Origin of the sequence: Pseudomonas japonica (assembly GCF_900188455.1) — a bacterium.
Taxonomy (GTDB): domain Bacteria; phylum Pseudomonadota; class Gammaproteobacteria; order Pseudomonadales; family Pseudomonadaceae; genus Aquipseudomonas; species Aquipseudomonas japonica.
In genome coordinates, this window is sequence record NZ_FZOL01000014.1 from 60982 (window position 1) to 76873 (window position 15892).

Genomic DNA, 15892 nt, shown 5'->3' on the forward strand with positions numbered 1-15892 from the left:
TGGAGTTTGTGTGGAGAAATCAGCTCAGGCGGCTGGCCGGCAACCACAGGCGCACGCGCACGCCGTCCTCGACATTGGCGATTTCCAGCGTGCCACCGTGCAGTTGCACCACTTCCTCGACGAAATTCAGGCCCAGCCCGGTGCTCTTGCGCCCGGTGCCGGGGCGCGGCAGCGAGTAGAAGCGCTCGCTGAGGCGGCCCAGGGCATAGTCGGGAATCGCTTCGCCCTGGTTGTACAGGCTCAGGGCCACGCGCTGCGCCTCGTGCTCCAGTTCGAAGGCCAGCAGGCCACCAGGTGGGGTGAAGTCCAGGGCGTTTTCCAGCAGGTTGCCGATGGCCTGGCGCATCAGGAATGGCTCGCAGTACAGCCGGATCATCGCTGGAACACGCTGGCGCACCTGCAACCTGGCGCTTTCGATGCGCGCACCGCGGGCCACCAGCAATTCATCGACCATGGCCGCCAGGGCGACCTGCTGCTGGTCCTCCAGGCCCTGGCGCTGCTCGACCTGGGCCAGGCCCAGCAAGCGCTCGATCAACTGCTGCATGCGTGCGCTTTCGCTTTCGATATTGCCGGCGAAGCGCTGGCGCTGTTCTTCGCTCATCGGTCCCTGCAACAGCTCGCCGGCGCCGCGGATCGCCGCCAGCGGGCTCTTCAGTTCGTGGGTCAGGGTGTGCACATAGCGCTCGACGTAATCCTTGCCCTCCAGGCGGCTGCGCATACGCTCCACCGCCGCCGCCAACTGGCCCAGCTCGCCGCCGCGGTAGTGCGGCAGGGCCACCCGCTCGCCGGCGCTGACGGCCTGGGCATAGCGGGTCAGGCGGCGCAGCGAGCGCGCCAGCCACCAGGACAGCGCCGCGCCCACCAGCAGGCCCAGGACGATCAGGCCGATGCCGAGGTTGATCAGGCGCCGTTCCGAGCGATCGACATACGGCTGCAGCGAGCTGTTGGGCTTGGCCACGGTGACCACGCCGATCACCTGGCCGCCCTCGAGAATCGGCGCCGCCACGTGCATCACCGAAGAGTCCGGGTCGTTCGGCTCGCTGCGGGTGGAGCGCGCGCCGTACTGGCCGCGCAGGGTCAGGTAGACGTCGTTCCAGCGCGAGTAGTCCTGGCCCACGGCGGTGCCCGTGGAGTCGAGCAGGACGATGCCCTTGGCATCGGTGACGTAGATGCGGTGGTTCACCTCGGTCTTGGCCAGGCCCCAGATATCCGCGTTGGGTCGGCGCTGGCCATAGGCCTTGAGCAACTGCGGCAGGTCGCTCTGGGCCAGGGTGCCGGCGCGGACCTGGTCGCGGAGGATCTCGGCGAGCAGGTTGGCGGTGTCCACCAGGGTTTCCTCGGTGGACTGGCGCACCGCCGGACGGACCTGCTCGCGCACCGTGTTGAGGACGAAATACGCGGTGAGCCCGACGAACAGGAAGTACACCAGGAAAATGCGGATGCCCAGGCGCATCAGCTGTGCGCCGGGTTGTAGCTGTAGCCCAGGCCGCGGTGGGTCTGGATCGGCTCGGCATCGGCGGCGACCCCGCGCAGTTTGGCGCGCAGGCTCTTGATATGGCTGTCGATGCTGCGTTCGTAGCCGGCGTCGGCGGCCACACCCACGGCGTCCAGCAACTGCTCGCGGCTGAACACCCGCTGCGGTTGCTCCAGCAGGCATTGCAGCAGGCGGAATTCATGGCGGGTGAGGTTGAGCAACTGCTCACGGTAGTGGATCTGCATGCGCAGGGTATCGAGGCTGAACGGCGTGCTGCTGCCGGGTGTTGCGACCGGTGCTGGCGCCATGCGCTTGAGGATCGCGCGCACCCGCGCCGTCACTTCCCGCGGGCTGAACGGCTTGACCACATAGTCGTCGGCACCGATTTCCAGGCCTACCACCCGGTCGATCTCGCCGTCGCGGGCACTGAGGAACATCACCGGCACCTCGCTGAAGCGGCGCAGTTGGCGGCAGGTCTCGAAGCCGCTGATGTCCGGCAGGCCGATATCGAGGATAACCAGGTCCGCCGGCTGCTGGCGCTGGCGCTCCAGCGCGGCCTGGCCGAGGGTCACCCACTCGGTGCTGTGGCCTTCGCCCTGCAGGGCGAAGATCAGGGTGTCGGCGATGGCGGCTTCGTCTTCAACGATGAGGATATGGGGCATGGGAGCTGCGGCAAGCGGCAAGGGGAAAGTTGCAAGTGTAAGCGATCCGCCCCGACTTGCCGCGCTGTCAGCAGCCCGGCTTGCCGGCGGTGAAGCGCCGCGCCGGGTTCACCGCGGCGTCGAACTTGCGCAGGGCCTTGGCGCCGATCAGCAGCGGGTAGTTGAAGTTGCTGCGGTCGGTGAGGTTGACCTCGACGGTGCGCTTGACCTCGCCCAGGCACAGTTCCAGCTCCACCACCGGACGATGGGCCAGTTCGGCGCCTTCCTCGTCCTCCTCGTCGGCGCGGTTCTTGATCTTGCTGATGCGCGCCAGCTTGTGTTCGTAGACCTTGCCATCGGCATCCTTGGTCGCCAGGCGGAAGCGCACCCAGTCCTCGCCGTCGCGGGTGAACTGTTCGATGTCTTTCGCCGACAGCGAGGCGGTGTAGGCGCCGGTGTCCATCTTGGCCTTGAAGGTTTCGCCGATATCGGACACGGCAATGTATTCGTAACGACCGTAAAGGGTGGGTTCGGCGGCCATCACCGGCAGTGACAGCAGGCCGAGCAGGGCGATCAGTGATTTCAAGGGAAGGACTTCCGTGGACAGGACAGGCTTTAGACTGTCGTTGTGCTATTGGTTCGGCAAGAGAGGGTAGTTCACATAATGTGAAACATTTGTCTGTGACAGTCGCCGGGCGGCATTTGGTGTTCCCGACACGGCTGCTTATCATGACCGACTGATTTCCCACGATAAGAGTGGATTTATGCGTCGCCTGCTCACCGGCAGTTTCGTCACCCTTCTGCTGTTGCTCAACACCCTGGTCCTGATCGGGCCGCTGATGGTTTTCGCCCTGCTCAAGCTGGTCCTGCCCGGCCGTTACCGCGACCATGCCTCGCGGGCAGTGATGTGGATCGCCGAGACCTGGGCCGAGGTCGACAAGCTGATCTTCGCCCTGTGCATCCCCACGCGCTGGGATGTGCGCGGCAATGCCAACCTGCGCCTGGATACCTCGTACCTGTGTGTCAGCAACCACCAGACCTGGGTCGATATTCCGGCGCTGATCCAGGTGCTGAACCGCAAGATCCCGTTCTTCAAGTTCTTCCTGAAGAAGGAACTGATCTGGGTGCCGCTGCTGGGCCTGGCCTGGTGGGCACTGGATTACCCGTTCATGAAGCGCTACAGCAAGGCTTTCCTGGAGCGCAACCCGCACCTCAAGGGCCAGGACCTGGCCATCACCAAGGCCGCCTGCGAGCTGTTCAAGCGCCAGCCGGTGACCGTGGTCAACTACCTGGAAGGCACCCGTTTCAGCGAGGCCAAGCGCCAGGCCCAGGCCTCGCCGTTCCGGCATCTGCTCAAGCCCAAGGCCGGTGGCGTGGCCTTCGTCCTCGCCGCGCTGGGCGAACAGCTCGATGCCCTGCTGGATGTGACCATCGTCTATCCGGGCAACAAGGCTCCGGGTTTCTGGGACCTGGTCAGCGGCGCGATTCCACGGGTGATCGTCGATATCGAAGTCCGCGAGCTGGACCCGGCGCTGTGGGCCGGTGACTACGAAAGCGACCCGCTGCTGCGCCAGGCCGTGCAGGCCTGGGTCAACCAGTTGTGGCAGGACAAGGACGCACGCATCGAGCGCCTGCGCGCCGAATTAAACTGACGGAGCCGGCGCCAGCGCCGGGGTGAGCGGCGCGGTCACGCCATTGCCCCAGATGCCGGCGAGGTTCTGCAGCAGCGAACTGGCCACGCCCTGCTGGCCGAGGTACTGCAGGATCAGCGGGGCGAAGCGGGCGATCATGCCGTCCTGCATGCCCAGCGCGCTGAAGGCGTTGTTCAGGTCTTCACCATTCTTCACATTGCCGCCCAGGGCGTTGCTCAGCGCCGATGCCTGGCCGCTCTTGCCGAGCAGTTCGCCCAGCCCCGCCAGCCCGCCCAGGGCGTTCTCGCCGGAGAGCATGTCCAGCCCCGGTACCGCCTTGCTCAGTTGTTCGTAGTCACCGCTGCTCAGCTGGTTGCGCGCCAGGCCGAGCAGGGCGCCGGTACCGCCGATGGCCTGTTCCGGGGTGATGTCCAGATCCTTGCCCAGGGTGTTGAGCAGATTGGCCGATGCCGCCGGCGCCTGCACCGCCGCGCCGTTCTGCGAGCCTTGCATGGCCGAGACCGCGCTGGCCGCGTCGCTGAGGTTGAAGGCGAAGGCCGAGCTGGCGGCGAGGGTCACCAGGGTGACCAGGGCGAAACGTTTCATGGGGAGGGACCTCGTCAACCGTAAAGGCAGGGAAACGAGGTGTTGGAGTTGATTTCGGGGGGAATGTTCCCGGAGGTACGCGCTGGACCTGTAGGAGCGGATTTATCCGCGATGGCGGACCACGCGATCGGCGGCGAAGCCGTCGTAAAACCTGAGTCCCGGGTTTTCCTGACACACCCCGGATACAGGTTTTATGGCCGCTATGCGGCCAATCGCGGATGAATCCGCTCCCACAGGTCCAGCGCTGTTCTTAAGGGTAGTGGCGGGCCGATCTACCTGAAGAAACCGCGGAGTCCATACCACGCCGGCAACCCCAGCCCGACCCAGGACAGCGCATCCCACCAGCCATCTCCCAGCAGCGCGGCGAACAAGCCCGCCGCGCCAAGCACCCCGATCAGCAGCGGCATGCCGAACACTTTCCAGTTCATCGGCTGGCCTCCGTGCGACGGCGCACCCACCACAGGTACAGGCCACTGCCGAGCACGACGATGGTCAGCACATCCAGCGCCGCCCAGAGGATCTGCATCGGTCGTCCGCCGTAGTCGCCGAAATGCAGCGGCTGCGACAGGCCCATGGCATCCATGTACCAGGGCCGTTCGCCGACCGCGGTGACCTGCAGCGTGCTGGCGTCGATCAGCACCGGGGTCAGCAGGTGCGCGGTCAGGTGCGTGCCGCCTTTCATGAACACCGCGTAGTGGTGCTCGCTGGAGAAGCGCGTGCCGGGGAAGGCGATGAAATCCGGGCGCATGCCCGGCGCCGCCTCGGCCGCGATATCCAGCACCCGGCTGACCGGCGCCAGCTGGGTCAATGGCGCTGCATCACGGTACGGCGCGACCATCGCCGCCAGGCTCTCGTTGCGCCAGGCGGCGATGACCAGGTCGGACAGCGCGCTGATCACCCCGGTTACGCCCACCACCAGCGCCCAGGTCAGGGTGACGATGCCGATCAGGTTGTGCAGGTCGAGCCAGCGCAGGCGCCGCGATTTGTCATGGCGCACCGTGGCGAAATCCAGACGGCGCGTGAACGGCGCATACAGCACCACGCCGGAGACGATCGCCGCCACGAACAACACGCCCATGAAGGCCAGCAGCAGCTTGCCCGGAAGGCCGGCGAACATGTCCACGTGCAGGCGCAGCATGGTCATCATGAAGCCGCCGTTGGCCGAGGGCATTTCCACCGGTTCGCCGGTACGGGCGTCGAGCATGAAGGTGTGCGACGAGTTGGGTTCGGTGCCTGCAGTGGCGGCCATGATCGCGACCACGCCGTTGGCGTCGTCCTCGTCCCAGCCGAAGTACTGCATCACCTCGCCCGGGCGGTGGGCCTGGGCCTTCACCACCAGTTGCTGGAGATCCAGCTGTGGCGTGTCGGGGGGCATCACCTTCAGCTCGGGCGCGTCGCCCAGCAGGTGGTCGATCTCGTGATGGAAGATCAGCGGCAACCCTGTCACCGCCAGGAGCAGCAGGAACAGGGTGCAGATGAGGCTGGTCCAGGTGTGTACCCCGGACCAGGCGCGGATGGTCTGGCTCTTCATCCCGGCTTAGAACTTGTAGTTCACGCTGGCAACCACGTTGCGCTCGTCGCCGTAGTAGCAGTAGTAGCCGTCGCAGGTGGACAGGTAGTCCTTGTTGAACAGGTTCTTCGCGTCCACGGCGACGGTCACGCCCTTGAGGCTGCTGTTGACGCGGCCCAGGTCGTAGTGCACCGAGGCATCGTAGATGGTGTACGAGCCGACATGACCCCAATCGGTGTTGGCGGTGTTGCCGTAGGTGTCGCCCACGTAGCGCACGCCGGCACCGATACCGAAGCCGTCCAGCAGGCCGCTGCGCCAGGTGTAGTCAGCCCAGGCGGTGGCCTGGTTGCGCGGCACCTGTTTGAGGCGGTTGCCTTTCTCGCCGTCGTTGCCCTTGATGATTTCGCTGTCGTTGTAGGTGTAGGACGCGACCAGCTTGAGGTTTTCGTTGACGTCGGAGGTGGCTTCCAGCTCCAGGCCGCGGTTGCGCACCTCGCCCACCTGGCGGGTGATGTTGGCTTCGCTCACCGAGAGGTTTTTCTGGGTCAGGTCGAACACCGCCGCGGTCAGCAGGGTGTTGCTGCCCGGAGGCTGGTACTTGATGCCCAGTTCGTACTGCTTGCCCTCGGTCGGCTTGAAGGCGTTGGTGCTGCCGACTTCGGTACCGATGGCCGGCTGGAAGGACTCGGCATAGGAGAGGTACGGGGTGATGCCGTTGTCGAACACGTAGCTCAGCGCGGCGTTGCCGCTGAACTTCTTGTCGCGCTGGGTGGTGGTGGCATCGCCCTGGTTGTGGAAGGTGGTGCCGTTGTGGACCCAGTCCTCGCGACCGCCGAGGGTCAGGCGCCAGTTGTCCAGGGCCATCTGGTCCTGCACGTAGAGGCCGGTCTGCTGGATCTTCTGGTTGTAGTCGTACATGTCGAAGTACTGGACGTTGGAGAAGTCCTGTCCGTAGATCGGCCGGTGGATGTTGCTCGACGGCACGCCGGCCGAGCCCCAGCGCCAGCGCGCGTCGGCGGTGGAACGCTGGTGGTCGAGGCCGAGCAGCAGGGTGTGGCTGATCACGCCGGTCTGGAAGTCGGCCTGGAAGTTGTTGTCCACGGCGAACTGGCTGATGTCTTCCTCGACGATGCCAGCGGTACGGCTGACGGTGCCGTCGGGCTGGACCGCCTGGTCAGGGCCGGCCGGCCAGATCATGCCGCCGGCGGTGATGCCCTTGAAGTCCAGCTCGTTGCGGGTGTAGCGCAGGTTCTGCCGGAACTGCCACATGTCGTTGAGGCGGGTTTCGAAGGCATAGCCGAGGGCGTAGTAGGTGCGGTCGTAGGATTCCCAGTCCGGATCACCGAGGTTCTTGTGGTGGGAAATCTTGCCCGCCGCGCTGTCCAGCTTGGTCCCCTGCAGCGGCAGGAACTGGCCGGTGATGCCGGTATCGTCGCGGGTGAACTGCGAGATGAAGGTCAGCTTGGTGTCGTCGTTGATGTTCCAGGTCACGCTCGGCGCCAGGTTGTAGCGCTTGTCCGGAACGTGGTCGATCGGCGAGCCACTGTCGCGCACGGTGCCGCTCAGGCGATAGAGGAACTGGCCCTGGTCGTCGATCTTGCCGGTGCTGTCGAAGTTGATCTGCTTGTGTTCGTTGCTGCCGACCTGGACTTCGATCTCGTTGCTGTTCTCGGCCTGCGGGCGGCGGGTGACCATGTCCACCAGGCCGCCGGGCGGGGTCTGGCCATACACCGAGGAGGCCGGACCGCGCAGCACGGCGACGCGCTCCAGGTTCCAGGTTTCGATCTTCGGCGTGGCGTAGTTGCCGCGTGGCAGGGGCAGGCCGTCGAGGAACTGGGTCGGCTCGAAGCCGCGCACCAGCAGCCAGTCGCTGCGCGAGTCGGAGCCGTAGCCGCTGCTCTGCACGCCGGCGGCGTAGCGCAGGGCATCGTTGAGGTTCAGCACCGGGCGGTCTTCCATCTGCTGGCGGGTGACCACGGTCAGCGAGCGCGGCAGTTCGGCGATGGCGGTATCGGTCTTGGTTCCGGCGGCGGTGCGGGTGGCAGTGTAGCCATCCACCGCGCCCCAGGCGCTTTCATAGCTGCTGGCAGCGTTGATGTTGGTTTCCGGCAGGGCGAGGCTGCCTTCCGGGGCGACGATCAGGCTGTAGGTCCCGGCACTGCTTTGCTGCAGTTGCAGGCCGGTACCGCGCAGGGCCTGCTGCAGTGCGGTGATTCCGTCGAACTGACCGTTGACCGGCGCCGAGGTGCGACCGTTGGCCAGGGCCGGGTCGAGGGCCAGGGCGATGCCGGCCTGGCTGGCGATCTGGTTCAGGGTGGTGGCCAGCGGCGCGGCGGGCAGGTTGTAGCTGCGCGCTTCGGCGGCGATCAGCGGGGTGCTGGCCAAGGGGGCGGCGATGGCAATGGCCATGGCCAGCAGGCTTGGACGCAGGAAGCTTTCGATTGAGCGGGTCATGCGGGTCCTCGACGGGAATTTTGTACTGACTAGCCTCCATGCCGAGCGAGAATTGAAAAGTGATAGGGCTGAGTGAAAATATTTTTGATTTAGATTTCTGCGGGCCTGCTTTGCAGGCCTTCGCGGGCAAGCCACGCTCCTACAAGAGCAGCGTGCACGCATAATCGGTAGGAGCGTGGCTCGTCGTGTGACGAACCACCGCGAAGGACCGCGGAGCGGTCCCCGATGACTCAAGGTTTCTCGGTACGCGCCACCACGGTCACCCACCACGGCGTGCGCTGCTGCACCTGCACCGGCAGGGTCGGCAGCAGCGACTGCAGGGCCAGGTCGGTGTCGTGCAGCGGGAAGCTCCCGGTGATCCGCAGGTCGGCCACTTCCGGCGCCACCCCCAGATAACCGCTGCGATAGCGGCCCAGCTCATTCACCAGGTCGCCCAGGCGCACGTTGTCCACCACCAGCATGCCGCGGGTCCAGGCATCGGCACCGAGGCCCAGCGTGTCGACACGGCCAAGGCGGTCATGGCTCATCAGCACCTGCTGGCCTTCGTGCAGCACCTGCTCCACGCCGCTGTCCTGCGGCTTGGCCGCGACCGCCGACTGCAGCACGCTCAGGCGCGTGCCTTGATCTTCCAGGCGCACCAGGAAGCGCGTACCCAGCGCGCGCATGCGGCCATCGCCGGTGGTGACGACGAACGGTCGGACATCATTGCCCTTGTGTCCGGTTTCGATGGAGATCTCGCCTTCGTGCAGGACGATCAGGCGTTCCTTGGCGCTGTAGCGGATATCCACGGCGGAATGGGTGTTCAGGCTGATCAGCGTGCCGTCGTCCAGGCGCAGGCTGCGCTGTTCGCCGGTGCCGGTGCGCTGGTCGGCCAGCCAGTAGCCGACGCTCTGGTGCGCGTTGAGCCAGCCGAGCAGGCCCGCGACCAGCGCCAGGCTGGCGAGCCCGCCACCCAGCTTGCGCGCGCGCTGGCGCAGGCCGACGCGCGATTGCTGCAGGGCCTTGCGCGCCGGGCCGGCGGCCGCGGCGAAGCGCTGGTCGAGCATGCCCAGTTGCGACCAGGCACGGGCGTGTTCCTCACTGGCGGCGTGCCAGCGTTCGAAATCGGCGCGCTGCTGGGCGCTGCCGCTGTCGCAATCGAGGCACAGCTGCCAGTTGATCGCGGCATCGAGCACCCGGGCGGAGACGGGTGTGGTGTTGAAATGGCTCATGTCGGCTCGCCATACAGGGCGATGTAGCACTGACGCATGCCCTGGGCCAGGTACTGGCGCACCCTGGGCACGGAGACCGCAAGCTTCTCGGCGATTTCGGCGTGGGTCATGCCGTCCAGGCGGTTGTGCAGGAAGGCCGCGCGGGCCTTGCTCGACAGCTTGCCGAGCAGGCGGTCGATGGCCTTGAGGTCTTCGAGGATCAGGTGCAGGGTTTCCGGCGAAGGGTGCTCGGCCTCCGGGACCAGCAGCAGTTCCTCCAGCCAGGCCTGTTCCAGCGCGGCACGGCGAAAGTGGTCGAACAGCAGGCCCTTGGCCACGGCCATGAGGAACGCCCGCGGCTGGCGCGGCGCCGGCAGCTCGTCGCGACCGAGCAGGCGGACGAAGGTGTCCTGGCTCAGGTCTTCGGCGCGTTCGGTGCTGGCGAGGTTGCGGCGCAACCAGCCGAGCAGCCAGACGCGATGATCGCGATAGAGTGCGCCAACCAGCTCGCTGTGAGGGCTAGGTACCGACGACAAGACGTTCCCCGGAGAAGAGTGTGTTAACTAACGAGAATTATTCGCGATTGTGTCAGAGCACGTGGCACTGTGCAATTAACGCTCATCGGATTGCTCGTCGGTCTTTCCGGGAAAGGTATTACAAGCCGTGGCTGTGTTGGCGCTTGCGCCGCCAGCTCTGCAGACGCTGTTCCAGCCGTTTCGGACTGTCCAGTTGCTGGCGTCGGGCCTGGCTGAAGAGGATCAGGCTCAGTTCGGCGGTGACCTGGGCATCGGCGCTGGCGTTGTGGCGTTCTTCCACCAGCAGGCCGAAATGCGCGACCCAGTCGTCGAGACCGGCATCGCGCATCACCACCTCGGGGTTGAGCAGCGGGGCCAGCTCGGCGACGTCCATGAACGGGTGCTGCAGCTTGTAGCCGAGGCTGTCCTTGAGCGCGCGGCTGAGCATGCGCTGGTCGAAACCGGCGTGGAAGGCCAGCAGCGGGCTGTCGCCGATGAAGTCCATCAGGTCCAGCAGCGCCTGCGCCGGGTCGCAGCCGGCGGCGATGGCGCTCGGCGCCAGGCCATGGATCAGCGTGCTCGGCGCCAGCTTGTGGTCGTGACGGTGCAGGGTGCGTTCGAACTGCTGGCTGAAGTCGATGGCGCCGTCCTCGATCACCACCGCGCCGATGGACAGCACCTGGTCGCGGTTGAGGTTGAGGCCGCTGGTTTCCAGGTCCAGCACCACCCAGCGCTGCTGGCGCAGGGACTGCTCGCTCCAGGTCGGCGCGCTGGCCAGGCTGGCGAGGCGCTGGCGCTGTTCCTCGGCAAGTTCGGGTTGGCTGGGACGCAGCCAGGCAAACAGACTCATAGTTGATACCGCAGGGCCAGGCTGCTTTGCAGGCGCTGGGCCTGACGCAGGGATTCACGCAGGATGCGCCGGTCGAGGTCGTTGAGGTTGTCCGGGTCGACGCGGTTGGAATACGGCAGGTTCTGCCGGGTCTGGATCTGGTGCTGCTGCATGCGGGTCTGCTGGATGAAGTGATAGGCCTCCTCGAAGGCGCCGCCGTCCAGCGGGTCGATGACCTCCTTCTGCACCAGCTGGCGCAGCCGCTCCAAGGTGTTGTTGGCGCTGATGCCGTTGGCCAGGGCCAGCAGTCGCGCGCCGTCGACGAAGGGCGTCAGGCCCTGGACCTTGAGGTCTAGGGTGGCGGCCTTGTCGTTGCCGCTGCGGGTCAGGACGAACTCGCGGAAGCGTCCCACCGGCGGTTTCTGGCGCAGCGCGTTGTCCGCCATCATGCGCTGGAACAGGCGGTTGTCGGCGACCTGGTCGAGAATGCCCTGGCGCAGTTGCTCGCAGCCACGGTCATCGCCCCAGACCACGCGCAGGTCGAAATAGATGCTGGAGGCCAGCAGGTTTTCCGGAGTCGCCTCGCGGATGAAGGCGGCGAAGCGCCGTGCCCATTCCGCGCGGGACAGGCACAGCTCCGGGTTGCCGGCCATGATGTTGCCCTTGCACAGGCTGAAACCGCATTGCGCCAGGTTCTGGTTGATGTACTGCGCCAGCGGCAGCAGGCGGCCGCGGATCTCGGCGGCTTCCACCGCGTCCCTGGCCTCGAAGAGGATGCCGTTGTCCTGGTCGGTGTGCAGGGTCTGTTCGCGGCGGCCTTCGCTGCCGAAGCATAACCAGGTGAAGGGCACGCCGGGGTCGCCTTTTTCCGCGATCGCCAGTTCGATCACCCGGCACACGGTGTGGTCGTTGAGCAGGGTGATGATGTGGGTGATCTGTGTCGACGAGGCGCCGTGGGCGAGCATGCGCTCGACCAACTGGCCGATCTCGCCGCGCAGCGCCACCAGGCTTTCCAGGCGCGGCGCGCTGCGGATGGTGCGGGCCAGATGGACCAGGTCGACCCGTTGCAGGGAAAACAGGTCGCGCTCGGAGACCACGCCGCACAGGCGGCGGTCTTCCACCAGGCAGACGTGGGCGATATGCCGTTCGGTCATGGCGATGGCGGCGTCGAAGGCACTGGCCTGGGGTGTCAGGTAGAACGGCGCGGCCGTCATGTGCGCCGACACCGGCGCGTTGAAGTCGGTGTCGGCGCGGGCCACCACCTGGCGCAGGTCGCGCAGGGTGAAGATACCCACTGGGAAGCGCTCGTCGTCGACGATGACGATGCTGCCGACCTGGCTTTCGTCCATCAGCCGCACCGCTTCGCGCAGGCTGGTATCGGGTGCGCATGCCACCGGATGACGCATCGCCAGCTCACCGAGGCGGGTGTTCAGCGAATACTGGTTGCCGAGGGTCTCCACGGCGCGTCGCTGGACTTGCTGGTTGACCTGGTCGAGCAGGCTGCTGACCCCGCGCAGGGCGAAGTCGCGGAACACCTCGGAAAGGGCGAACAGGCGGATGAACGCGGCCTTGTTCAGTTGCAGGCAGAAGGTGTCCTCGCCCGCCAGGTGCTCGGTGCGGGTGGCGCGTTCGCCGAGCAGGGCGGCCAGCGGGAAGCATTCGCCGCGGGTGATTTCGAAGGTGGTTTCGGTGTCGCCCTTGACCACATGGGTGCGTTCGCCGACCACGCGGCCCTGCTTGACGATGAAGAAGTGCTCCACCGGTCCGTCGGCGGGTTTGATGATGCTGTCGCCCGCGGCGTAGAAGCGCAGCTGGCACTGTTCCACCAGGTACGCCAGGTGGGCGTTCTCCATCTGGTTGAACGGCGGGAAACGCTGCAGGAACTGCATGGTCCCCTGGATGTTCTGCATTACCGCGGTTTTACCGGCCTGGTCGAACGCGTCCATTTTGCTCATCAGCGGCACCGTCTCGGGGTTTCGTCGGGCGAAACCGATTGTTGTTATTGATCCTCATGGTCGGCCGCCAGCGGGGCGGGTGCCCATTGGACGTAAGTCTAAAGCGCGCGCGGCCGACGATGGCCCGACGAAATGCAGGTTGCAAGCGCTTCGAATGCGGTCTGAACTTCAATTTGCCGGACATTCTGCAGGTCACGATGACGAGACGCCCATGCCTGAACAAGATGATTTACTGAGCGACGCCGAGCGCGAGGCGCTGGCGGAGATCACGGCGCCTCCGGCCACGCCGCAGAAAGTGCTGATCGTCGATGACGACGAAGATGCCAGCGAGCTGCTTGCGGAGATCCTGAAAACCTACGGAATAGAGAGCCTGGCGCTGACCAGCGCGAAGCAGGCGCTGCAGCTGATCCTGTGTGACCGGAACATCGGCCTGCTGATCACCGATCTGCGCATGACGCCGTTCGACGGCCTGGAGCTGATCCGCAAGATTCGCGAGTCGGAGAAGGCCGCGTTGCCGATCATCATCATTTCCGGGGATGCGCAGGTGCAGGATGCGATCACGGCGATGCACCTGAGCGTGGTGGATTTCATGCTCAAGCCGATCGATGTGGGGAAATTGATGCCGTTGGTGCGCAGGGAACTGGGCGTTTGAATGATCGGGCCTGCTTTGCAGGCCTTCACGGGCAAGCCACGCTCCTACGGGGCATCGGATTGATGCGAACCCCGTAGGAGCGTGGCTTGCCCGCGAAGGACCGCAAAGCGGTCCCGATTGCAGACGCTGCGGATCAGAGGCCGTTACGCGCCTTGTACTCGCGACGACGACGATGCAGCACCGGCTCGGTGTAGCCGTTCGGCTGCTTGGTGCCCTCGACCACCAGCTCGACCGCCGCCTGGAAGGCGATGTTGCTGTCGAAGTCCGGTGCCAGCGGGCGATACAGCGGGTCGTTGGCGTTCTGCTTGTCCACCACCGGCGCCATGCGCTTGAGGCTTTCCAGCACCTGCTCCTCACTCACCACGCCATGACGCAGCCAGTTGGCCAGCAGCTGGGCGGAGATACGCAGGGTGGCGCGGTCTTCCATCAGGCCGACATCGTTGATGTCCGGCACCTTCGAGCAACCCACGCCCTGGTCGATCCAGCGCACGACATAGCCGAGGATGCCCTGGGCGTTGTTGTCCAGCTCGTTGCGGATCTCTTCCGCCGACCAGTTGGTGTCCGGCGCCAGCGGGATGGTCAGGATGTCGTCGACCGAAGCCGGCGCGCGCTTGGCCAGTTCGGCCTGGCGCTCCTGGACGTTGACCTTGTGGTAGTGCAGCACGTGCAGTGCGGCGGCGGTCGGCGACGGTACCCAGGCGGTGTTGGCACCGGCCTGCGGGTGGGCGATCTTCTGTTCCAGCATCGCGGCCATCAGGTCCGGCATGGCCCACATGCCCTTGCCGATCTGCGCGCGGCCCTGCAGGCCGGTGGCCAGGCCGATGTCGACGTTGGAGTTCTCGTAGGCGCCGATCCATTTCTGCGTCTTCATGGTGCCCTTGCGCACCATGGCGCCGGCTTCCATGGAGGTGTGGATCTCGTCACCGGTACGGTCGAGGAAGCCGGTGTTGATGAACACCACGCGCTCGCTGGCAGCCTTGATGCAGGCCTTGAGGTTGACCGTGGTACGGCGCTCCTCGTCCATGATTCCGACTTTCAGGGTGTTGTGCGGCAGGCCCAGCATGTCTTCGATGCGGCCGAACAGCTCGTTGGTGAACGCGGCTTCTTCCGGGCCGTGCATCTTCGGCTTGACGATGTACACCGAGCCGGTGCGGGTGTTCTTGCGCGAAGTGTTGCCGTTGAGGTTGTGCATCGCCGCCAGGTTGGTGACCAGGCCGTCGAGGATGCCTTCCGGCACTTCGTTGCCGTCCTTGTCGAGGATCGCGTCGATGGTCATCAGGTGACCGACGTTGCGCACGAACAGCAGCGAACGACCATGCAGGGTGACGCTGCCGCCATCGACCGTGGTGTACTCGCGGTCCGGGTTCATGGTGCGGGTGAAGGTCTGGCCGTTCTTGCTCACGCTTTCCGACAGGTCGCCCTTCATCAGGCCCAGCCAGTTGCGGTAGACCACGACCTTGTCGTCGGCGTCGACGGCGGCTACGGAGTCTTCGCAGTCCATGATGGTGGTCAGCGCGGCTTCGACCAGGATGTCCTTCACGCCGGCGGCGTCGGTCTGGCCGACCGGGGTGGTCGGGTCGATCTGGATTTCGAAGTGCAGGCCGTTGTGCTTGAGCAGGATGCCGGTTGGCTCGCTGGCCTGGCCCTGGAAGCCGATCAGTTGCGCATCGTCACGCAGGCCGGTGTTGCTGCCGCCTTTGAGCGCGACGACCAGCTTGCCGCCGTCGAGGCTGTAGCGGGTGGCGTCGACATGGGAGCCGGCGGCCAGTGGCGCGGCTTCGTCGAGGAAGGCGCGGGCGAAGGCGATGACCTTGTCGCCGCGGACCTTGTTGTAGCCCTTGCCCTTTTCCGCGCCGTCGGCTTCGCTGATGGCGTCGGTGCCGTACAGTGCGTCGTACAGCGAGCCCCAGCGGGCGTTCGAGGCGTTCAGGGCGAAACGTGCGTTCATCACCGGAACCACCAGCTGCGGGCCGGCTACACGGGCGATCTCGTCATCGACGTTCTGAGTGGACACCTGGAAATCCGACGCTTCTGGCAGCAGATAACCAATTTCCTGAAGGAATGCCTTGTACGCCACGGCATCGTGTGCCTGGCCTTTGCGCGCCTGGTGCCAGGCATCGATCTGCGCTTGCAGGGTGTCGCGTTTGCTCAGCAGGGCTTTGTTCTTTGGAGCGAGGTCGTTGATGATCTTTTCCGCACCTGCCCAGAACTTCTCGACGCTGACGCCGGTTCCGGGAATGGCTTCGTTGTTCACGAAGTCGAACAGGACTTTGGCGACCTGAAGGCCACCGACTTGAACGTGTTCAGTCATTGCTTGCCTCACTCTGCTCAGCTATTTCGCTTTTCTATTTACGCCTTACACGCTTCTCTAAACACGGCACCAGTGCATGTCCTGACGGACGGCTGGGTACGGCTCGCCAGAGGGTCCGGCGGGC

At 65.5% G+C, this 15892-nt stretch carries 14 protein-coding genes; 2 read left to right on the forward strand and 12 right to left on the reverse strand.

Translation table 11 applies throughout. The features are described from left to right. Positions 1–19: 19 nt before the first annotated feature. The 3 genes from creC to rloA2 all read right to left on the reverse strand — a co-directional run bounded on the left by creC (position 20) and on the right by rloA2 (position 2701). The gene (gene creC / locus CHB99_RS17455) at positions 20–1453 is read right to left on the reverse strand and encodes a two-component system sensor histidine kinase CreC (protein ID WP_042124039.1); all 1434 of its coding nucleotides are present in this window, start codon (positions 1451–1453) and stop codon (positions 20–22) included. Next, positions 1453–2136 carry a two-component system response regulator CreB gene (gene creB, locus CHB99_RS17460; RefSeq protein WP_042124037.1) on the reverse strand — a complete coding sequence of 228 codons (684 nt, stop codon included), beginning with the start codon at positions 2134–2136 and terminating at the stop codon, positions 1453–1455. Before creB ends, creC begins: the two co-directional genes overlap by 1 nt. A 67-nt stretch (positions 2137–2203) precedes the next feature. After that, a complete protein-coding gene (gene rloA2, locus CHB99_RS17465) occupies positions 2204–2701 on the reverse strand; it encodes a retropepsin-like aspartic peptidase RloA2 (RefSeq protein ID WP_042124035.1) in 498 nt (165 codons plus the stop codon). A gap of 178 nt (positions 2702–2879) precedes the next feature. Here rloA2 and yihG point away from each other — a divergent pair, with 178 nt between their 5' ends. Next, positions 2880–3767 (forward strand): 1-acylglycerol-3-phosphate O-acyltransferase, YihG family, encoded by an 888-nt coding sequence (gene yihG, locus CHB99_RS17470; protein WP_042124033.1) that lies wholly within the window; start codon positions 2880–2882, stop codon positions 3765–3767. Here yihG and CHB99_RS17475 read toward each other — a convergent pair. The 8 genes from CHB99_RS17475 to CHB99_RS17505 all read right to left on the reverse strand — a co-directional run bounded on the left by CHB99_RS17475 (position 3759) and on the right by CHB99_RS17505 (position 12805). Further along, entirely contained in the window at positions 3759–4352 is a 594-nt protein-coding gene (locus tag CHB99_RS17475) for a DUF2780 domain-containing protein (protein ID WP_042124032.1), read from the reverse strand. The genes yihG and CHB99_RS17475 overlap by 9 nt on opposite strands. 272 nt (positions 4353–4624) lie before the next feature. Beyond that, entirely contained in the window at positions 4625–4780 is a 156-nt protein-coding gene (locus CHB99_RS29810) for a hypothetical protein (protein ID WP_167335852.1), read from the reverse strand. Next, positions 4777–5883: a PepSY-associated TM helix domain-containing protein gene (locus CHB99_RS17480; protein ID WP_042124031.1), complete on the reverse strand. Its 1107-nt coding sequence runs from the start codon at positions 5881–5883 to the stop codon at positions 4777–4779. Before CHB99_RS17480 ends, CHB99_RS29810 begins: the two co-directional genes overlap by 4 nt. Positions 5884–5889: 6 nt before the next feature. Continuing rightward, a complete protein-coding gene (locus CHB99_RS17485; protein ID WP_042124029.1) occupies positions 5890–8316 on the reverse strand; it encodes a TonB-dependent siderophore receptor in 2427 nt (808 codons plus the stop codon). A gap of 230 nt (positions 8317–8546) precedes the next feature. Beyond that, the gene (locus CHB99_RS17490) at positions 8547–9527 is read right to left on the reverse strand and encodes a FecR domain-containing protein (RefSeq protein WP_042124028.1); all 981 of its coding nucleotides are present in this window, start codon (positions 9525–9527) and stop codon (positions 8547–8549) included. Next, positions 9524–10042 carry an RNA polymerase sigma factor gene (locus CHB99_RS17495; protein WP_042124026.1) on the reverse strand — a complete coding sequence of 173 codons (519 nt, stop codon included), beginning with the start codon at positions 10040–10042 and terminating at the stop codon, positions 9524–9526. Before CHB99_RS17495 ends, CHB99_RS17490 begins: the two co-directional genes overlap by 4 nt. A 118-nt stretch (positions 10043–10160) precedes the next feature. Next, complete coding sequence (locus tag CHB99_RS17500; RefSeq protein WP_042124023.1) at positions 10161–10871, reverse strand: 3'-5' exonuclease; 711 nt, start codon at positions 10869–10871, stop codon at positions 10161–10163. Continuing rightward, positions 10868–12805, reverse strand: coding sequence for a putative nucleotidyltransferase substrate binding domain-containing protein (locus CHB99_RS17505; RefSeq protein WP_042124021.1), 1938 nt, complete (start codon positions 12803–12805; stop codon positions 10868–10870). Before CHB99_RS17505 ends, CHB99_RS17500 begins: the two co-directional genes overlap by 4 nt. 211 nt (positions 12806–13016) lie before the next feature. Here CHB99_RS17505 and CHB99_RS17510 point away from each other — a divergent pair, with 211 nt between their 5' ends. Next, complete coding sequence (locus CHB99_RS17510) at positions 13017–13457, forward strand: response regulator (protein WP_042124019.1); 441 nt, start codon at positions 13017–13019, stop codon at positions 13455–13457. A gap of 133 nt (positions 13458–13590) precedes the next feature. Here CHB99_RS17510 and CHB99_RS17515 read toward each other — a convergent pair whose 3' ends face one another. Further along, entirely contained in the window at positions 13591–15768 is a 2178-nt protein-coding gene (locus CHB99_RS17515) for a malate synthase G (protein ID WP_042124017.1), read from the reverse strand. Between the last annotated feature and the right edge of the window lie 124 nt (positions 15769–15892).

What these genes read in the sequence shown, in the direction of transcription:
- creC (WP_042124039.1), bottom strand. Translation starts at nt 1,453, where the DNA reads ATGCGCCTGGGCATCCGCATTTTCCTGGTGTACTTCCTGTTCGTCGGG.
- creB (WP_042124037.1), bottom strand. Translation starts at nt 2,136, where the DNA reads ATGCCCCATATCCTCATCGTTGAAGACGAAGCCGCCATCGCCGACACC.
- yihG (WP_042124033.1), top strand. Translation starts at nt 2,880, where the DNA reads ATGCGTCGCCTGCTCACCGGCAGTTTCGTCACCCTTCTGCTGTTGCTC.
- CHB99_RS17475 (WP_042124032.1), bottom strand. Translation starts at nt 4,352, where the DNA reads ATGAAACGTTTCGCCCTGGTCACCCTGGTGACCCTCGCCGCCAGCTCG.
- CHB99_RS29810 (WP_167335852.1), bottom strand. Translation starts at nt 4,780, where the DNA reads ATGAACTGGAAAGTGTTCGGCATGCCGCTGCTGATCGGGGTGCTTGGC.
- CHB99_RS17480 (WP_042124031.1), bottom strand. Translation starts at nt 5,883, where the DNA reads ATGAAGAGCCAGACCATCCGCGCCTGGTCCGGGGTACACACCTGGACC.
- CHB99_RS17485 (WP_042124029.1), bottom strand. Translation starts at nt 8,316, where the DNA reads ATGACCCGCTCAATCGAAAGCTTCCTGCGTCCAAGCCTGCTGGCCATG.
- CHB99_RS17490 (WP_042124028.1), bottom strand. Translation starts at nt 9,527, where the DNA reads ATGAGCCATTTCAACACCACACCCGTCTCCGCCCGGGTGCTCGATGCC.
- CHB99_RS17500 (WP_042124023.1), bottom strand. Translation starts at nt 10,871, where the DNA reads ATGAGTCTGTTTGCCTGGCTGCGTCCCAGCCAACCCGAACTTGCCGAG.
- CHB99_RS17505 (WP_042124021.1), bottom strand. Translation starts at nt 12,805, where the DNA reads ATGAGCAAAATGGACGCGTTCGACCAGGCCGGTAAAACCGCGGTAATG.
- CHB99_RS17510 (WP_042124019.1), top strand. Translation starts at nt 13,017, where the DNA reads ATGCCTGAACAAGATGATTTACTGAGCGACGCCGAGCGCGAGGCGCTG.
- CHB99_RS17515 (WP_042124017.1), bottom strand. Translation starts at nt 15,768, where the DNA reads ATGACTGAACACGTTCAAGTCGGTGGCCTTCAGGTCGCCAAAGTCCTG.